This is a genomic window from Yoonia maritima (assembly GCF_002933395.1).
Classification (GTDB): domain Bacteria; phylum Pseudomonadota; class Alphaproteobacteria; order Rhodobacterales; family Rhodobacteraceae; genus Yoonia; species Yoonia maritima_A.
In genome coordinates this window covers 91,253-106,089 of sequence record NZ_PKFN01000011.1, presented here as the reverse complement: position 1 = coordinate 106,089, position 14,837 = coordinate 91,253, and the positions used below count along the sequence as shown (strand labels likewise).

General features: G+C 53.6%; 15 protein-coding genes. 8 read left to right on the top strand and 7 right to left on the bottom strand.

Annotated elements, in window-relative coordinates:
• Positions 1 to 5: 5 nt before the first annotated feature.
• Positions 6 to 947 carry an acetyl-CoA carboxylase, carboxyltransferase subunit beta gene (accD, locus tag CYQ09_RS15365; RefSeq protein ID WP_106746279.1) on the bottom strand — a complete coding sequence of 314 codons (942 nt, stop codon included), beginning with the start codon at positions 945 to 947 and terminating at the stop codon, positions 6 to 8.
• A 104-nt stretch (positions 948 to 1,051) separates the two neighbouring features.
• Entirely contained in the window at positions 1,052 to 1,969 is a 918-nt protein-coding gene (locus CYQ09_RS15360) for a CPBP family intramembrane glutamic endopeptidase (protein WP_239495971.1), read from the bottom strand.
• A 97-nt stretch (positions 1,970 to 2,066) separates the two neighbouring features.
• Here CYQ09_RS15360 and ilvD point away from each other — a divergent pair, with 97 nt between their 5' ends.
• From ilvD to CYQ09_RS15340, 4 genes are read left to right on the top strand one after another with little or no spacing between them, the layout of a single operon-like run.
• Positions 2,067 to 3,800 carry a dihydroxy-acid dehydratase gene (gene ilvD, locus CYQ09_RS15355; RefSeq protein ID WP_106746277.1) on the top strand — a complete coding sequence of 578 codons (1,734 nt, stop codon included), beginning with the start codon at positions 2,067 to 2,069 and terminating at the stop codon, positions 3,798 to 3,800.
• A gap of 4 nt (positions 3,801 to 3,804) precedes the next feature.
• Positions 3,805 to 4,413, top strand: a complete 609-nt coding sequence (locus CYQ09_RS15350; protein ID WP_106746276.1) for a dihydroxy-acid dehydratase — start codon at positions 3,805 to 3,807, stop codon at positions 4,411 to 4,413.
• A gap of 43 nt (positions 4,414 to 4,456) precedes the next feature.
• A complete protein-coding gene (locus tag CYQ09_RS15345) occupies positions 4,457 to 5,230 on the top strand; it encodes a DUF6478 family protein (RefSeq protein WP_106746275.1) in 774 nt (257 codons plus the stop codon).
• A 20-nt stretch (positions 5,231 to 5,250) separates the two neighbouring features.
• Positions 5,251 to 5,616, top strand: a complete 366-nt coding sequence (locus CYQ09_RS15340) for a hypothetical protein (protein ID WP_106746406.1) — start codon at positions 5,251 to 5,253, stop codon at positions 5,614 to 5,616.
• Positions 5,617 to 5,698: 82 nt separating this feature from the next.
• Here the strand turns inward: CYQ09_RS15340 and CYQ09_RS15335 are convergent, their stop codons facing one another.
• A complete protein-coding gene (locus CYQ09_RS15335; protein WP_106746274.1) occupies positions 5,699 to 6,535 on the bottom strand; it encodes a DUF481 domain-containing protein in 837 nt (278 codons plus the stop codon).
• Between the two features lie 129 nt (positions 6,536 to 6,664).
• Positions 6,665 to 7,600, bottom strand: a complete 936-nt coding sequence (locus CYQ09_RS15330; protein WP_106746405.1) for a LysR family transcriptional regulator — start codon at positions 7,598 to 7,600, stop codon at positions 6,665 to 6,667.
• A 160-nt stretch (positions 7,601 to 7,760) separates the two neighbouring features.
• Here CYQ09_RS15330 and CYQ09_RS15325 point away from each other — a divergent pair, with 160 nt between their 5' ends.
• From CYQ09_RS15325 to CYQ09_RS15315, 3 genes are all read left to right on the top strand, one after another.
• Complete coding sequence (locus tag CYQ09_RS15325; protein ID WP_106746273.1) at positions 7,761 to 9,785, top strand: NADPH-dependent 2,4-dienoyl-CoA reductase; 2,025 nt, start codon at positions 7,761 to 7,763, stop codon at positions 9,783 to 9,785.
• A 141-nt stretch (positions 9,786 to 9,926) separates the two neighbouring features.
• Positions 9,927 to 10,832, top strand: a complete 906-nt coding sequence (locus CYQ09_RS15320; protein WP_106358948.1) for a LysR family transcriptional regulator — start codon at positions 9,927 to 9,929, stop codon at positions 10,830 to 10,832.
• Positions 10,833 to 10,915: 83 nt separating this feature from the next.
• On the top strand, positions 10,916 to 11,656 hold the full coding sequence (locus CYQ09_RS15315) for a GGDEF domain-containing protein (RefSeq protein ID WP_239495970.1): 741 nt from the start codon (positions 10,916 to 10,918) through the stop codon (positions 11,654 to 11,656).
• A 4-nt stretch (positions 11,657 to 11,660) separates the two neighbouring features.
• Here CYQ09_RS15315 and CYQ09_RS15310 read toward each other — a convergent pair whose 3' ends face one another.
• The 3 genes from CYQ09_RS15310 to CYQ09_RS15300 are packed head-to-tail and all read right to left on the bottom strand — an operon-like array spanning position 11,661 to position 14,087.
• The gene (locus tag CYQ09_RS15310; protein WP_239495969.1) at positions 11,661 to 12,641 is read right to left on the bottom strand and encodes an OmpA family protein; all 981 of its coding nucleotides are present in this window, start codon (positions 12,639 to 12,641) and stop codon (positions 11,661 to 11,663) included.
• 4 nt (positions 12,642 to 12,645) lie between these two features.
• Positions 12,646 to 13,368: a GNAT family N-acetyltransferase gene (locus tag CYQ09_RS15305; RefSeq protein WP_106746271.1), complete on the bottom strand. Its 723-nt coding sequence runs from the start codon at positions 13,366 to 13,368 to the stop codon at positions 12,646 to 12,648.
• Positions 13,365 to 14,087 carry a competence/damage-inducible protein A gene (locus CYQ09_RS15300; protein ID WP_106746270.1) on the bottom strand — a complete coding sequence of 241 codons (723 nt, stop codon included), beginning with the start codon at positions 14,085 to 14,087 and terminating at the stop codon, positions 13,365 to 13,367. Before CYQ09_RS15300 ends, CYQ09_RS15305 begins: the two co-directional genes overlap by 4 nt.
• A 41-nt stretch (positions 14,088 to 14,128) precedes the next feature.
• Here CYQ09_RS15300 and sfsA point away from each other — a divergent pair, with 41 nt between their 5' ends.
• Positions 14,129 to 14,830 carry a DNA/RNA nuclease SfsA gene (sfsA, locus tag CYQ09_RS15295; protein WP_106746269.1) on the top strand — a complete coding sequence of 234 codons (702 nt, stop codon included), beginning with the start codon at positions 14,129 to 14,131 and terminating at the stop codon, positions 14,828 to 14,830.
• Positions 14,831 to 14,837: the final 7 nt, after the last annotated feature.

The window sequence follows — 14,837 nt, the reverse complement described above, 5'->3', positions numbered from 1 at the left end:
CGCTGTCACTTTGCGTCTTTCGCAGGTGTTTCTTTTGGTGCTTCCTCAACCGCTTCGGCAACGATTTCGGGCGCAGGCAGGTCACCTTTGATAGGGGCTTCAAGCCCCATCAGCATACGCAGAATAGTGGTCAGCTCATCCTTAAGATCGGTGCGCTTTGTCACGCGATCCAACATACCGTGGTCCAACAGGTATTCAGCACGCTGGAACCCTTCGGGCAGCTTTTCACCAATCGTCTGCTCAATCACACGAGCACCGGCAAAACCGATCAGCGCATTCGGTTCGGCAATCTGTACATCGCCCAGCATCGCATAGGACGCAGTCACACCACCGGTTGTTGGGTGGGTCAACACGACGACATAAGGCAGACCTGCTTCTTTGAGCATCTGAACCGCAATCGTAGTGCGCGGCATTTGCATAAGGCCAAGAATGCCTTCTTGCATGCGCGCGCCACCGGCGGCAGAAAACAGGATCAGCGGACGGCCCAGCGCAATTGCGCGTTCAGCAGCGGCAACAATTGCGTTGCCGACGTACATAGACATCGACCCGCCCATAAAGGAAAAGTCCTGTACAGCGACAACAACTGGCGTACGGCCCATGTCACCTTCGGCAACAAGCATCGCATCTTTTTCGCCAGTCTTCTTACGGGCATCTTTGATACGGTCGGTGTATTTCTTTTGATCACGGAAATGCAGCGGGTCTGCGACCGGTTCGGGCACCGCGACTTCGACGAACACGCCACCATCAAAGATCGACATCAAGCGTTCACGTGCTGAAATCGCCATATGGTGATCGCAGTTTGTGCAAACGTTCAAATTGTCTGTCAGTTCGCGGTGAAACAGCATTGTTCCGCACTCGGGACACTTGGTCCAAAGGTTTTCAGGCACCTCACGGCGCGAAAACAGCGAGTTGATCGTCGGACGGACGTAGTTGGTGATCCAGTTCATTGGCGCGCCTTCTGCATTAACGCCTTCCAGATATGACGGAGCGTCACGAAATGCAATCAGTGGTGATCGCCCGAAAGTACAAAACCATCATGATCCCGCCGGGTTTATTTGCGAATTGCAATCCGTGCGGCAAGCCACATCACAAGAACAGACAACATCTGCCCAGCAACCTGAAATATGATCCATTGGGTTGGAAGCGCACTGATCTCTGCGGAGTATTCGATTGGATCAACGTAAGGAAATAAGAACAATGCAACCCCTGTGCCGGCCCAACCACTGATCCCGTACAACAATATAGCAAAGGCGTTGTTCGCAAGATGCAGACCAACGGCCGCGCCTAGATTCCCAGTGCGCGCGGTGAGATCGGCACATGCGGCCCCGAGCATTGTCGCCCAAAGCGCCCACATAAATCCTTCAGTGGCACCATTTCCATTCCAGTAGTGCAGCCCGCCAAACATGATGGAAGGGATACCCATCCAAACCCAACGCTGCTTTGATAGGCAGGCAAACTGTTGCTGCAAATACCCACGAAATAGCATCTCTTCGGTTCCCACCTGTACAAACAGGGCAAGTAAAGTAACCGGAATCAGCAACAACCACCGCGCAAAGGGGCGGACTTCGACATCGCTCCCTAGATCATACCAAGGTGGCAGCAGTTCTTGCGCGAACAACACAAGCGCACCCCCCCACGCGACAGCGCATAAATCGCGCCACGCACTTTGTGCGGGACCGATCAACGACCAGAATCCGCGCCCATGCACGAGGTGCAACAACATCACCAGCCCCACGCAACCGATCACAAAGGTAAAAAATTGTGCGAGCGTCCCGAAGGCTGATGTACCTTCTAGATATGCGTTACGCGCAGCTTCGCCAGATAAGAAAATCATCACGATATCTGGTGACAGCGCGAAAATCACCTCGAAACCAACAACCACCAAGACCACCCGCCAAAGCTGTGGCGCCCGCGCAGCGACACGAACAAAGCTGTGATGTGGGGCGTATGGATCAGTCATAGCGGACATTAGGCCGCATATCTGCGCACCTGCAAGCGCAGTTCTAACTTGCGTCACCCCCGTCCAACTTTTAGACCTGCGACATTAGTTCCCGGGAGACAAGCCAATGCTTAAAGGCAAAGCCGACAAGACCAACCTACCAAGCCGCCACGTCACCGAAGGCCCAAGCCGTGCACCGCACCGGTCTTACCTTTACGCGATGGGTCTAGATGAAGACGATATTGCGCAGCCATTTGTTGGTGTTGCGACCTGCTGGAACGAAGCTGCACCCTGTAACATTTCGCTGAACCGTCAGGCCCAAGCTGTTAAGCTGGGTGTTAAGGCCGCGAACGGTACGCCCCGCGAATTCACAACCATTACCGTCACCGACGGTATCGCGATGGGTCATGAAGGTATGCGCGCGTCATTGGCGTCACGCGAAGCCATCGCCGATTCAGTTGAACTTACCATGCGTGGCCACTGCTATGATGCTTTGGTTGGTCTTGCTGGTTGTGATAAGTCACTGCCCGGTATGATGATGTCGATGATCCGCCTTAACGTGCCGTCCGTCTTTATCTACGGTGGTTCGATCCTTCCGGGGCGCCTTGATGGCAAAGACCTTACAGTTCAAGACGTGTTCGAAGCCGTTGGTCAGCACCAAGCTGGCAACATGTCAGATGCTGAACTTGAAATCCTTGAACGCGTTGCCTGCCCATCTGCCGGCGCTTGCGGCGGTCAGTTCACAGCGAACACCATGGCATGTGTATCCGAGGCAATCGGCCTTGCGCTTATGCACTCATCAGGTGCCCCTGCACCATATGAATCGCGTGACCAATACAGCGTCGCATCTGGCGAAGCGGTCATGAACCTCATCGAAAAGAACATCCGCGCGCGTGATGTTGTCACACGCAAATCGCTTGAAAACGCGGCACGCGTTGTTGCCTGTACTGGCGGATCAACAAACGCAGGTCTTCACCTGCCCGCGATGGCGGCTGAGGCTGGCATCGACTTTGACCTGTTCGACGTTTGCGACATCTTCCGCGATACGCCATATTTCGTCGACCTAAAACCGGGCGGTCAGTATGTCGCCAAAGACCTTTACGAAGCGGGCGGCGTTCCTGTCGTAATGAAGGAACTGCGCAAAGCAGGTCTAATCCACGAAGACTGCATGACCGCATCTGGCCGCACGATGGGCGAAGAGCTGGACATGATCAAAGGCGAAGCTGACAACAAAGTCATCTATTCCGTCGAAAACCCGATCACCAAAACTGGTGGTGTGGTTGGCCTAAAAGGTAACGTTGCCCCAGAAGGCGCTATCGTAAAAGTCGCTGGTATGGACGCAGAACAACAGGTCTTTACCGGCCCAGCACGTGTGTTCGAATGCGAAGAAGACACTTTCGAAGCCGTCAAAGCCCGCCAATATAAAGAAGGCGAAGTTCTGGTAATCCGCAACGAAGGTCCATCAGGTGGCCCAGGGATGCGCGAAATGCTGGCCACAACAGCTGCGCTGTCTGGCCAAGGCATGGGCAAGAAAGTTGCACTGATCACAGATGGTCGTTTCTCTGGCGCGACACGCGGTTTCTGCGTGGGTCACGTGGGCCCAGAGGCTGCACATGGCGGCCCGATTGCATTGCTTGAAGACGGCGACATGATCACCATCAACGCCATTACTGGTGAGCTGTCTGTTGACCTTACGGACGAAGTTCTGGCCGAACGTAAAGCGAAATGGAAAGGGCCAAAGGAAACGATCTATGCTTCTGGTGCGCTTTGGAAATACGCGCAATTGGTGGGTTCAACACGTCTTGGCGCGGTGACGCATCCGGGTGCGAAAAACGAAAAACACATCTACATGGATCTGTAAGAATATGATCCGTATTATTGTGGGGATAGCAGCCGCGCTGGCAATGTCAGCTTGCACGACTGTGTCTCCGCAAAAATCCATTACATTAGCGGGCGGCGATGTCGTCGCCCGTGCCCCTGCTGGGTTTTGTGTCGATGATCGCGCGAGCCGCCCAAGCGCAGATTTTGCAGTGATCGCGCCCTGTGCAACCTTGGGTGCCGACCAAGCACTTCCCAGTGCGGTCGCGCTCGCCACTATCCAAGTCGGTGCCGACGGGTCCGGGACAGTCACGGGCTCCGAAACCAATATGCGCAATTTTCTCCAATCAGAAGCCGGTGCAGTATTGCTCAGTAATGTCGGCGACAGCAGCACAGTAAGTGACGTTTCTACGCAAATATCTGATGGTCGCGTCACTGTCGCGTTTAACGACAGCGCGCCACACAGCGTGGGCGGGCTGCAAAACAAAGAATGGCGGACATTTACAGATGTGAATGGGCGACTTGTGACCGTTGCCTTACGTGGATTATCTGCGGCTCCGCTTGATGACAGCACAGGAATTTGGTTGTTAAATGCTATGGCTGTTGGGATCGCTCCGGCTATTCTTATTCAGGCAACGCAATCTTCCGATATCTAACAGATTTCATGTTAGCTTAGGGCGATAAGGAAAGGCTGCGGATATGGCGATCAATCCAAATGGCGCTCTTGGGCGGTTAATGCAGCGGCTTTCGCTAGCGCGCTGGACAGATGCGGCACGCAACGCGCCCAACGCCGAACTTTCGACGCTACGCGCGCTACGCCAAAATGCGCGACAGCTTTTGATCCCACTCCAAGAACTTAGCTATATCGCTGAAGACAGGCTCGCTCTGCCACGAATTGGGACCAATACGTTCACACGCCCCGCGGGCACTGACTGGTCTTGGCGCCCAATGGCGTGGCGCGCGAGGCTTTGGAAACGTGGCCTCGCACCGGCGTTAAACCGCGAAAAAATTGGTAGCGAAGTCGGCATCTTTCATGACTGCAACCAACCCGAGATCAGCTTAACCCAATACCGAAATCTACACGCTGATGACCTTGCTGCGTACGGCCTTATGCTCGAGGTGTATCACTTTGGCGGTAGCTTTCTGTCTTTGGTCGTTGATCTACCCCCCGCCGCATCCACAGGATTAAAAAAGCGGCACGTCATCCAGCTATCTGCGGTGATCGAACGCGAAGCGCCCATCAATATTTATGCGCGTCTAAACGTCAAAAATGGGCCGAACACCGAACAGATATTGCTCACCCTTCCGTCAGACCAACGCGAAACGGAGGCCGAATTCGATCTTGCTTACACGCAGTTGAACGAAGCACGGACTGAAAAAATATGGATCGACTTGCTGTTTGAAAATCCAAACATGAATAAGATCACGATCCGCGACTTAAACATATGCCGCTATCCACGCGCGGAAATCTGAATGCTGGGAAAGGGACTGTTATGACAACCTACACGCTGACCAAAACCCGGCTTGTCGCTGGCGTCTGGGAAGGCTCCCTGACGGGTGCAGGCACTGAACAACCGGACCTTCGTGTCACCCATCACGGAGAACCAGTCGAGGGTCTGCATACGGATTATGACAAGGCTGAGGAAAAGTGGCGTATCGAATTCCCTGTGCCTGCCCACCTTATTAGTGATGGTGTCCAGACCTTTGTGATTAGCGACGACCAAGGCAATACGCTAAACAGTTTTTCACTGTTGTCCGGCGAAGCATTAGCCGAGGACATCCGCGCCGAAGTGGATTTGCTGCGCAGTGAATTGGACATGCTAAAACAAGCATTTCGCCATCATTGCAATAACGGTTAAACATAAACAGATGGCGGTTTTCACCGCCATCTGCATCTCCCCCGATCGTTCGCTCAGAGGCTTGGGAACGCTGATCAAATGATCAGTTGAAGTTGTAGATCACCGAAACGCCCAGTGTGTTCACACCTTCGGACAGGTCAGCATCTGTTTCGCTGTTGAACGAGGTTGTGTAACCTGTACGCAGCGACAGAGTTTCTGTCATTGCAACGTTCAGCGCGAGTTCGTTGACCAGTGTTGTCGCTGTTTCCGAATAGATCACATCGGTGTCGTTCGTGACATATGTTACATCAGACAGGCTTTTGAACACGTTAGATGACACAGAAGCAGCTGCTTCAGATACGTCTTCCATGTTCACACGCTTTGCTGTGCGGTAACCTGGGCCAGCCTGAACAGACCACTGTACGTCAGCGGCGTTGTAGATACGGTAACCAAGACCAGCACCCACAAAGATGTCCTGTTTAAAGTCGCCGTCAGTGTCAGCCATGTTGTCAAAACCAGCTTCCAATTTACCGAACGCAAACAGAGTGTCTGTCAGGTCACGACGGTAGTCGATACCAGCAAGCAAAGTGTCTTCTGTTTTGACGCCATCAGTTTCGCCGTAAGCAAGGCTTGCTGTCAGGTCGATACCGTTTAGGCCATCATATGTGCCGTAACGCAGCCCCATACCGATGTCTGTTGTGGTGCCATCGTCATCTTTTACAGATGTAGCACGAAGCGCGACCGAACCATAAGCGCCCAGCTCACGACCTTCGTTGCCGAAACGGCCAAGATCCCGCTCGCGGTCATCTTCGATTGCTTCTTCCAGATCATCAACCGCGTCAACAGAAGCGTCTTGGTTGCTGAAAGCAGTTGTTTGCGCTGCACCAGCTGTTGCGATGAAGCCGCTGATTACAGCAATGATAAATACGTTGTTTGTCATGGGTCTATCCTCTCCCAAGAAGGTGACCCGTCCTGTTCCAAGAACGGGAGCATCTCTGCTGAGCGGATATTTAGCGATAGGTTATGAATAAGGAAAATTCAAAATAATCATGCTTAAACTGATTTTTACTTATTCATGATCGTGTAGCTCTCCCAGAACCTCAACCTCGTGATCCTCACTAATGTCACGCAGCTGGGCGATCACCGCCTCGCCATCGGCTTCGGCGACATCTGTAACGCTGTGTAAAGTCGCCGCTGCTATTTTACGTATTTCAGGGTCCATATCGTCCCGCCAAACAGCCCAAACAGGATAGGGAAAGCGCGGTGCATCCGGGACCAAGAACAACTGCCCGGCATCAATGTACTTTTTGACATAGCGCGCCGGCAGATATGCCGCACCCCGTCGGTTCACAATGAATTCAGCCGCCATCGCGCCCAACGAAAAGGTAAGTCCGGGGTTCGTCAGCTCTGGCAAGGCCTGCGCATGCGCACCCACAAATTCAGGCCCCCAATCGACAAAGACATAGCGCCCGCCCAAATCCATGGTCGGGTTTTTCCATGACGCCACCATCACCAATTCTTCTTCTAATACCTGTTCGGCGACCAACCCCGGCCGCAGCTGTGGCATATAAAGCAGTCCAACGTGCATGATCCCTTCGATCAAAAACCGAGTAAGCCGGTCCGGCATCCCCAGTTCAGCGCGAATATTCAGATCTGGCATTGTTTCTCTTAGCCCGTCGATCCAACGAAAGCCCATACGCGGCCAAAGCGAATACTGTGCGCCGATTGTCAGACTGCGGGTAAACCCTTCGGGGATGGCGACCTGCTGACGGGCTTCTTCCCAAACGCGGATAATCGACAACGCATAGCGTTCAAATTCGCGTCCGGCGTTAGTCAGCTCTGCCCCTGCCTTTGAACGAGTGAACATCGGCTTGCCAAGTGAATCCTCGAGCCGCTGGATACGCAACGAAACCGCAGATTGCGTCACATATAGACGATCCGACGCAGACACGAACGATCCAGTCGCAGCAACCTCTAAAAAGGTTTTGAGCAGGGTAATATCCATCGGTGCCATCCATGTCGCTTATTTATCTTAACAGCATTCATATTTGGTCTTGCTCGCGAAACAACCGATGAAATTTCGCGGAACAGATATATCTTACGCCACGTACAGGATGACGTGCGCGTCAGCTTCAGTCATGATTTGCCCAAATGGGAGGCACGCAATGACCGATTATCCACATCTTCTCGCTCCGCTTGATCTGGGCTTTACGACACTTAAGAACCGCGTGCTGATGGGGTCGATGCACACTGGCCTTGAGGAAACGAAAGACTGGAACCGCGTCGCGGAATTCTATGCAGCGCGTGCGCGTGGTGACGTAGGCCTTATGGTGACTGGCGGCATGGCCCCCAACCCCGAAGGCGGTGTATTTCCCGGTGCGGCTGGGCTGTACACGGACGAGGACATCGCAAACCATCGCATCGTAACCGACCGTGTCCATGACGCTGGCGGAAAGATCGCAATGCAAATCCTACACGCTGGCCGCTATGCCTATAGCCCCAAATGCGTCGCCCCTTCGGCAATCAAATCGCCGATCTCTCCGTTCCCGCCGACCGAACTGGACGCGGAAGGAATTGAAAAACAGATCAGCGACATGGTCACCGCCGCCACCCGCGCCCAAGAGGCCGGCTATGATGGCGTTGAGGTCATGGGATCAGAAGGGTATTTCCTGAACCAATTCTTGGTCACACACACCAACAAACGCACCGACGAATGGGGCGGATCGTATGAAAACCGTATGCGTCTTCCCGTCGAAGTCGTCCGCCGCGTCCGCGAGGCCGTTGGCCCCAACTTTATCGTAATTTACCGCCTATCCATGATCGACCTCGTGCCAAACGGGTCCACATGGGAAGAAGTCGTTCAGCTTGCCAAAGCAGTCGAATCCGCAGGCGCCACGATCCTGAACACTGGTATCGGCTGGCACGAAGCCCGCATTCCAACGATCGCGACTTCAGTCCCGCGTCGCGCCTTCACTTGGGTCACCAAAAAGCTGATGGGCGAGGTTCAAATCCCAATCATCACATCTAACCGTATCAACATGCCTGACGTTGGTGAATCTGTTCTTGCCGATGGCTGCGCAGACATGGTCAGCATGGCCCGTCCGTTCCTTGCCGACCCTGATTTCGTCGCCAAGGCAGCCGCTGGCAAACCAGCTGAAATCGCGCCATGCATCGCATGTAACCAAGCCTGCCTTGACCACACATTCAGCGGCAAACTGACGTCGTGCTTGGTGAACCCTCGCGCATGTCACGAAACCGAACTGGTCATCGAACCAACCGCCAGCCCCAAGAAGATCGCGGTTGTCGGCGCGGGCCCTGCGGGGCTTTCTGCGGCCCTAACCGCAGCGGACCGCGGGCATACGGTGACAATTTTTGACAAATCCACGGAACTTGGTGGCCAGCTCAACATGGCAAAACAAGTCCCCGGAAAGGAAGAATTCTGGGGTCTGGTGGATTACTTCCGCACAATGGTCGAAAAATCGGACATCTCTTTGAAGTTGGGCACAGCCGCCACGCCCGAAACGCTCGCTGATTTCGACGAAACCATCATCGCGACAGGCGTTGCCCCACGCGATCCGTCCATTCCGGGCCAAGACGGGCCAAATGTCCTGTCTTATATCGACGTTCTTCGCGGCAAAGCAGAGGTCGGCGAACGCGTCGCGATCATCGGCGCTGGCGGCATCGGCTTTGATGTCGCAGAATACCTTGTGACCGACGAAAGTCCGACGGAAAACCTACAAGAATGGCTCGAAGAATGGGGCGTCGGCGACCCCGAAACGACTCGCGGCGGATTGCGTGCCGAAGGTCCACAGCCAGAACCTGCAACGCGCCAAGTTACTCTGTTACAACGTAAATCTGAAAAGCTGGGTAAACGACTAGGCAAAACAACGGGTTGGATTCACCGTGCTGGTTTGCAGATGAAAAATGTCGAAATGGTTGGCGGCGTAAACTACGAAAAAATCGATGCCGCAGGCCTGCATGTTTCACGCGGAGAAATGCGCGAGAACCCACATGTGATTGCGGTAGATACGATCGTCATGTGTGCAGGTCAGGTACCAGAACGTAGCCTCGCTGATCAGCTCATTGCCTTAGGTAAAACAGTGCATGTAATTGGCGGCGCAGACGTCGCGGCAGAATTGGATGCAAAACGTGCAATCAATCAAGGCACGAGACTTGCCGCTTCACTGTAACCAAAGCGCGAAAATCCGCTTTTAACAACTAATTAACCTGACTTAACAGCTCGGATACCCCGGATTTGTCAGGCATTGGTCCCATTCCTGCCTGATTTCCCTCGCTATAAAAGCATGGAAATTAGAAGTTTAGGAACACATATGGATCGTCTGACAGAAATGGAGGCCTTTGCCACGGTCGTTGACCAAGGTGGTTTCACAGACGCAGCCAAGAAAATGGGGATTTCAAAGTCCGCTGTTTCTAAACATGTTTCGTCGCTCGAAGCGCGTCTTGGTGCGCGCCTGCTTAATCGGACAACGCGCCGCGTTAGCCCAACCGAAATCGGGCTTGCCTACTATGATCGCGCACGACGCGTCCTAAACGATGCGGGCGAGGCGGACGCGCTTGTCACCTCTATGCAATCAGCGCCATCTGGGTTGTTACGGATCAGTGTCGCCACCGATTTCGGGGTCAATCACCTGTCTCCGGTCTTGGGCACGTTCCTAAGCGAATTCCCAGATATCACGGTTAACATGGTGCTGAACAACCGTTACGTCGAACTGATTTCCGAAGGCTTTGATATGGCCGTGCGGATTGGCGAGCTTGAAGACAGCACCCTGCGTGCACGCAAGCTAACTGAGACGACACGTCGCATGATCGCAAGTCCTGCATATTTCGAACAATATGGTCGCCCTGAGAAGATCGACGATCTGAACGATCACAAGCTGTTGCACTATTCAAACCAAGCGAATTCAGCGGTTTGGAAACTAACCGCGCCGTCCGGCGAAAAACGGCAAGTCCGCACAGCTGGTTGGCTGACAGTCAACGATGGCCAGTCATTGTTGAACGCTTGCGTCGGCGGGCTTGGCATCGCGTATCTTCCGTCATTTCTTTATGCCGATGCGATGCGCAAAGGTTTGGTCGAAGAGGCAATTCCAGATCTGCCTGTGGAAACGCAAGGCATCTACGCGGTCTATCCACCGGGTCGCTTTACCCAACCCAAAGTGCGCGCTTTCATTGACTTTTTAGCACATGCGTTTGCCGACAAAGGCCCTAACGACTGGTAGATTGTTGTGATTTTCGCACATCATTAACACAGCCTTAATGATTTTTCCGTTATTGTCTGCCTCCTATAACTTGGGGGCAGAACATGGAAAAACTGATGCGCATTTTGGAACCGCGCAGCGCCATTTCGCTCTTCGGGCGATTTGCTGTTGCACTGGGCCTTATCACGCTTGCCAATTACACTTTTGCGCATTTCCACGGTGTTGTCGTAATCGATGACAGGTTCTACTATCTCAAACACGCGATTTATGTTGGCGGACCATTTGCACTATTCGCGCTATCAATCATGATGTTTCAGGTACGGCTGCAACGCAAACTATCATTACTATCGCGTAAAGACGGCTTAACCGGGCTAAACAATCGACGCACCTTTTTGGAATGCGCTGATCGGCGGCGTGAAAATGGTGACACCGGCGCGCTACTTCTTCTTGATGCAGATCATTTCAAACGAATTAACGATGCCTACGGGCATCAAGCTGGTGACATTTGTCTCCAAAGCATCTCAGAAACGCTTCAACGAAACGTCCGTCGGGATGATGTTGTTGGGCGGATTGGCGGCGAAGAATTTGCGATTTTCCTGTGCAATGCGTCCATCCAGCAGGCACGGATTATTGGGGAACGGCTAACCAGACCCATTCCATTCCACCCGACGGACCACAGCACAGAGGCAAACCTGAGTGTTACCCTTTCGGTGGGCGCCGTGGAAAACCGCCCCCACTTATCATTAAGTGCGCTGCTTGCGCAGGCGGATCAAGCGCTATACCGCGCCAAAGCAGACGGACGGGCGCGCATTGTTATCTGGAACGATCAACTGGTTGTTCACTAAAAGGTCACTCCACCATCGAAGTGATAATCACTTCGACCCGGCGGTTTTCTTCGCGACCGTCTTCGGTCTGGTTGGTCGCAAGCGGTGACAGATACCCCATCCCCTCGGCTGCTAATTGCGCACGGCGAACCCCGTACTCTGTGACCAGCCGTTCAAGAACCGCACCAGCGCGCCGCTTGGACAGCGCGATATTCGCATCTAGGCTTCCTGATGCATCTGTGTGACCCACGAGCGCCACGTTACGATCCGGAAATTCATTTAAGTAATCAGCCAAGACTTCGAGCGACAAAAACCTGCTGTCAGAAAGTCGTGATGAACCTGTTTCAAATGATAGATCCGCAAGAACAGACCGCCCCACATCGTCAAGCTGAGCGCGCAAAGATATATCACCTTGCTCTTCAGCTGCGCGCAATGCCGGACCCGAAGCAGCGGACACTGGAAGAGTATCTTCCGATGCAGACCCGACATGAATGACCTGTACGTATCCCGCCTGCGCGGTTCTGCTTAAAAATAGTGTGATGTATTCTGGGCCATCATCCCCAAACCGTCTTGCCGAAAGGAACCGGAAGTCGCCGATGTTGATTTGCATCTCAGGCGGTGGCAGCGCCACTGTTTCAAAACGGAAATCAAAGCCTCCGCAAGCTTCGGTTTGGCATTCAAAAATGATCCGGTATCGATCGTTGCGCAATTGTTCACGCAAAGGTCGCAATAGCTGAAGCGTGGTCAGCGCTTGCGCGTCGATCCTCCAAGCTTGCTTGGTCAATTTTCCTTCGGCATTTTCAATCGGCATTACACCGTCAGACCAAATACCGATCGGTACGGCATAGCTATCCAAAGCATTCACTTCTTCAAACTGAAGCGTCGCGTTACTTGGGAAATTCAGCGTTTCGGCCCCAACCGCAGTCGCCACCGAAACAGCCAACCCCGCCAACAAACCGGAACGGAAAGATCGCATATTCGTCGAGGCAGATATGAAACCGTTCAACTGGTTACTCCGGTAAAGTCCGATAGTGATACTGTCCCACAAGGGTCATACCAAGGGAAGCATAGAGCGCATTCGCGGCGTCATTTTCCCGCGTTGTAACCAAAGTCAGATAGCTCGCCCCTTGCGCAGAAGCCCAATTCGCCGCGGCACGTGTAAGATCACGTGCAAGCCCCATACGACGATGCGTATCTGCGACCTCTAGCGCATGTATCATTGCGCAATCGGCAGCAATTGCGACGTAACCGGTTCCTGCGGGTGTATCTGCGATACGCCCCAATATCGTGGATTTTGGGTGTCGTGCACGGTCCATAATTGCAATCCGCCCGGGGCCAATTCCACCGGCGGCCCAAATCTCGGACTGCACTGCAAGCGGTGGCCAGACATCCAATGTACGCTCTACATCGATGGCACCTGCAATACGACCCACCTCTGTGGCGTACATATTCACCGGGTCTTTGATAAGATAGCCGCGCGCCGCAAGCAGGTCGTCCAAGTCACTTTCGCCCTCACGGATCATAAAAAGCGGGCGCTGCCCGCCGTCTATCATCGCATCTTCGGCAATTCCGATATCATCAGCTTTGTATGGCAGCTCAGCTGTTGCCGCGTTTGCACGGCTACTGTTGCTGTCATCTAACCGCACTGTCCAAGGGCCCAGTGCCAGTTTCACCGCCGCGGGCCATGTCCCATCAATAACGGCATATAATTTTTTGGCCGTTGGAAAGCTCATACAGAAAATACCTTTTTGAGTGCCCCCAATGCTTCATCCAGCCGAACGGCATCTTGCCCGCGTAAGACCAAGTTCGTGCCGTAAACGCCGTTTTTCTGAAACGGGTACGACCCAACCGAAAGATCGCTGTATTCCTGCGCAAATGCGGCCAAAGGCGCAGCAACGTCACCCTCACCCCGCATCAGTGGCAGGGTCCGCGATTCCACCGGAGCCCCCCCGACAAGTGTCGGCAAAACAGAAGCGACCATCGCCTGAAACACCGAAGGTACCCCCGCCATCACGTGCACGTTGCCAAGCGTGAACCCCGGCGCGATACTGACCGGGTTATCAATAAGTGTTGCGCCATCAGGTATGCGCGCCATTCGCAGCCGTGCTTCGTTTAGTTCCTTACCAGATGCGTCGTAATGGGCCTGCAACAACGCACGCGCGTCATCGCGGACACCGACATGCACGTCAAACGCGGCCGCGATGCAATCTGCTGTGATATCATCGTGCGTTGGCCCAATGCCCCCGCTGGTGAAAACATAGTCGTTCGCAACCGAAAGCACCCGAGCGGCCGCAATGATTGCAGCGCGATCATCGCTCACGACACGGACTTCGCTTAGATTAATACCAGCTTCCGTTAACTGCCCTGCAAGGTAATGCATATTTGCATCGCGTGTGCGGCCAGAAAGAATTTCGTCGCCGATAACAAGCATCGCAGCAGTTGGGTTGGGCATTGCGGTTCTCCTATAGTGATAATCAGGTTATAGGGCGCGCTATGAAATTTGCCACGCCTCTTATCCCCGCGCGTTTAATCCGCCGCTACAAACGGTTCTTGGCCGACGTCACTCTACCAGATGGCAGCGAAGCCGTTGCACATTGCGCCAATCCCGGATCGATGATGGGCCTTGCCAAAGAAGGTACTAAGATCTGGCTTGAACCCAACGATGACCCCAAGAAAAAGCTAAAATATGGCTGGCGCTTAGTAGACCACGAAAACGGGCATTTCACTGGCGTGGACACATCAATACCCAATAAGGCGTTAAAAGCAGCGTTGCTGGGGCATCAGGTACCAGGCCTACCGGGTTACACTCAGGTCCGGTCCGAAGTGAAATGCGGTGAAAACAGCCGGATCGATTTTCTATTAACAGGTGACGGCCCCGACACATATGTCGAAGTCAAAAGCGTCACATTAAACCGAACACCCGGATTGGCTGAATTCCCCGATAGTGTCACTGCGCGTGGCGCAAAGCATTTGCACGAACTATCGAATATGGTCCGCGAAGGGCACCGGGCTGTGATGTTCTATTTGGTCCAGCGGACGGACTGCAACACAATGTCTTTGGCCGCTGATATTGACCCGACTTACGCCCAAGCCTTTGCCGACGCAAAAGCGGTAGGTGTGACCAGCTTGGTGCAAACCTGCACGATTAACCCGCAAGAGATTAAACTTGGCTCTGTGATCCCGATGGTCCCCTAGAAACTGA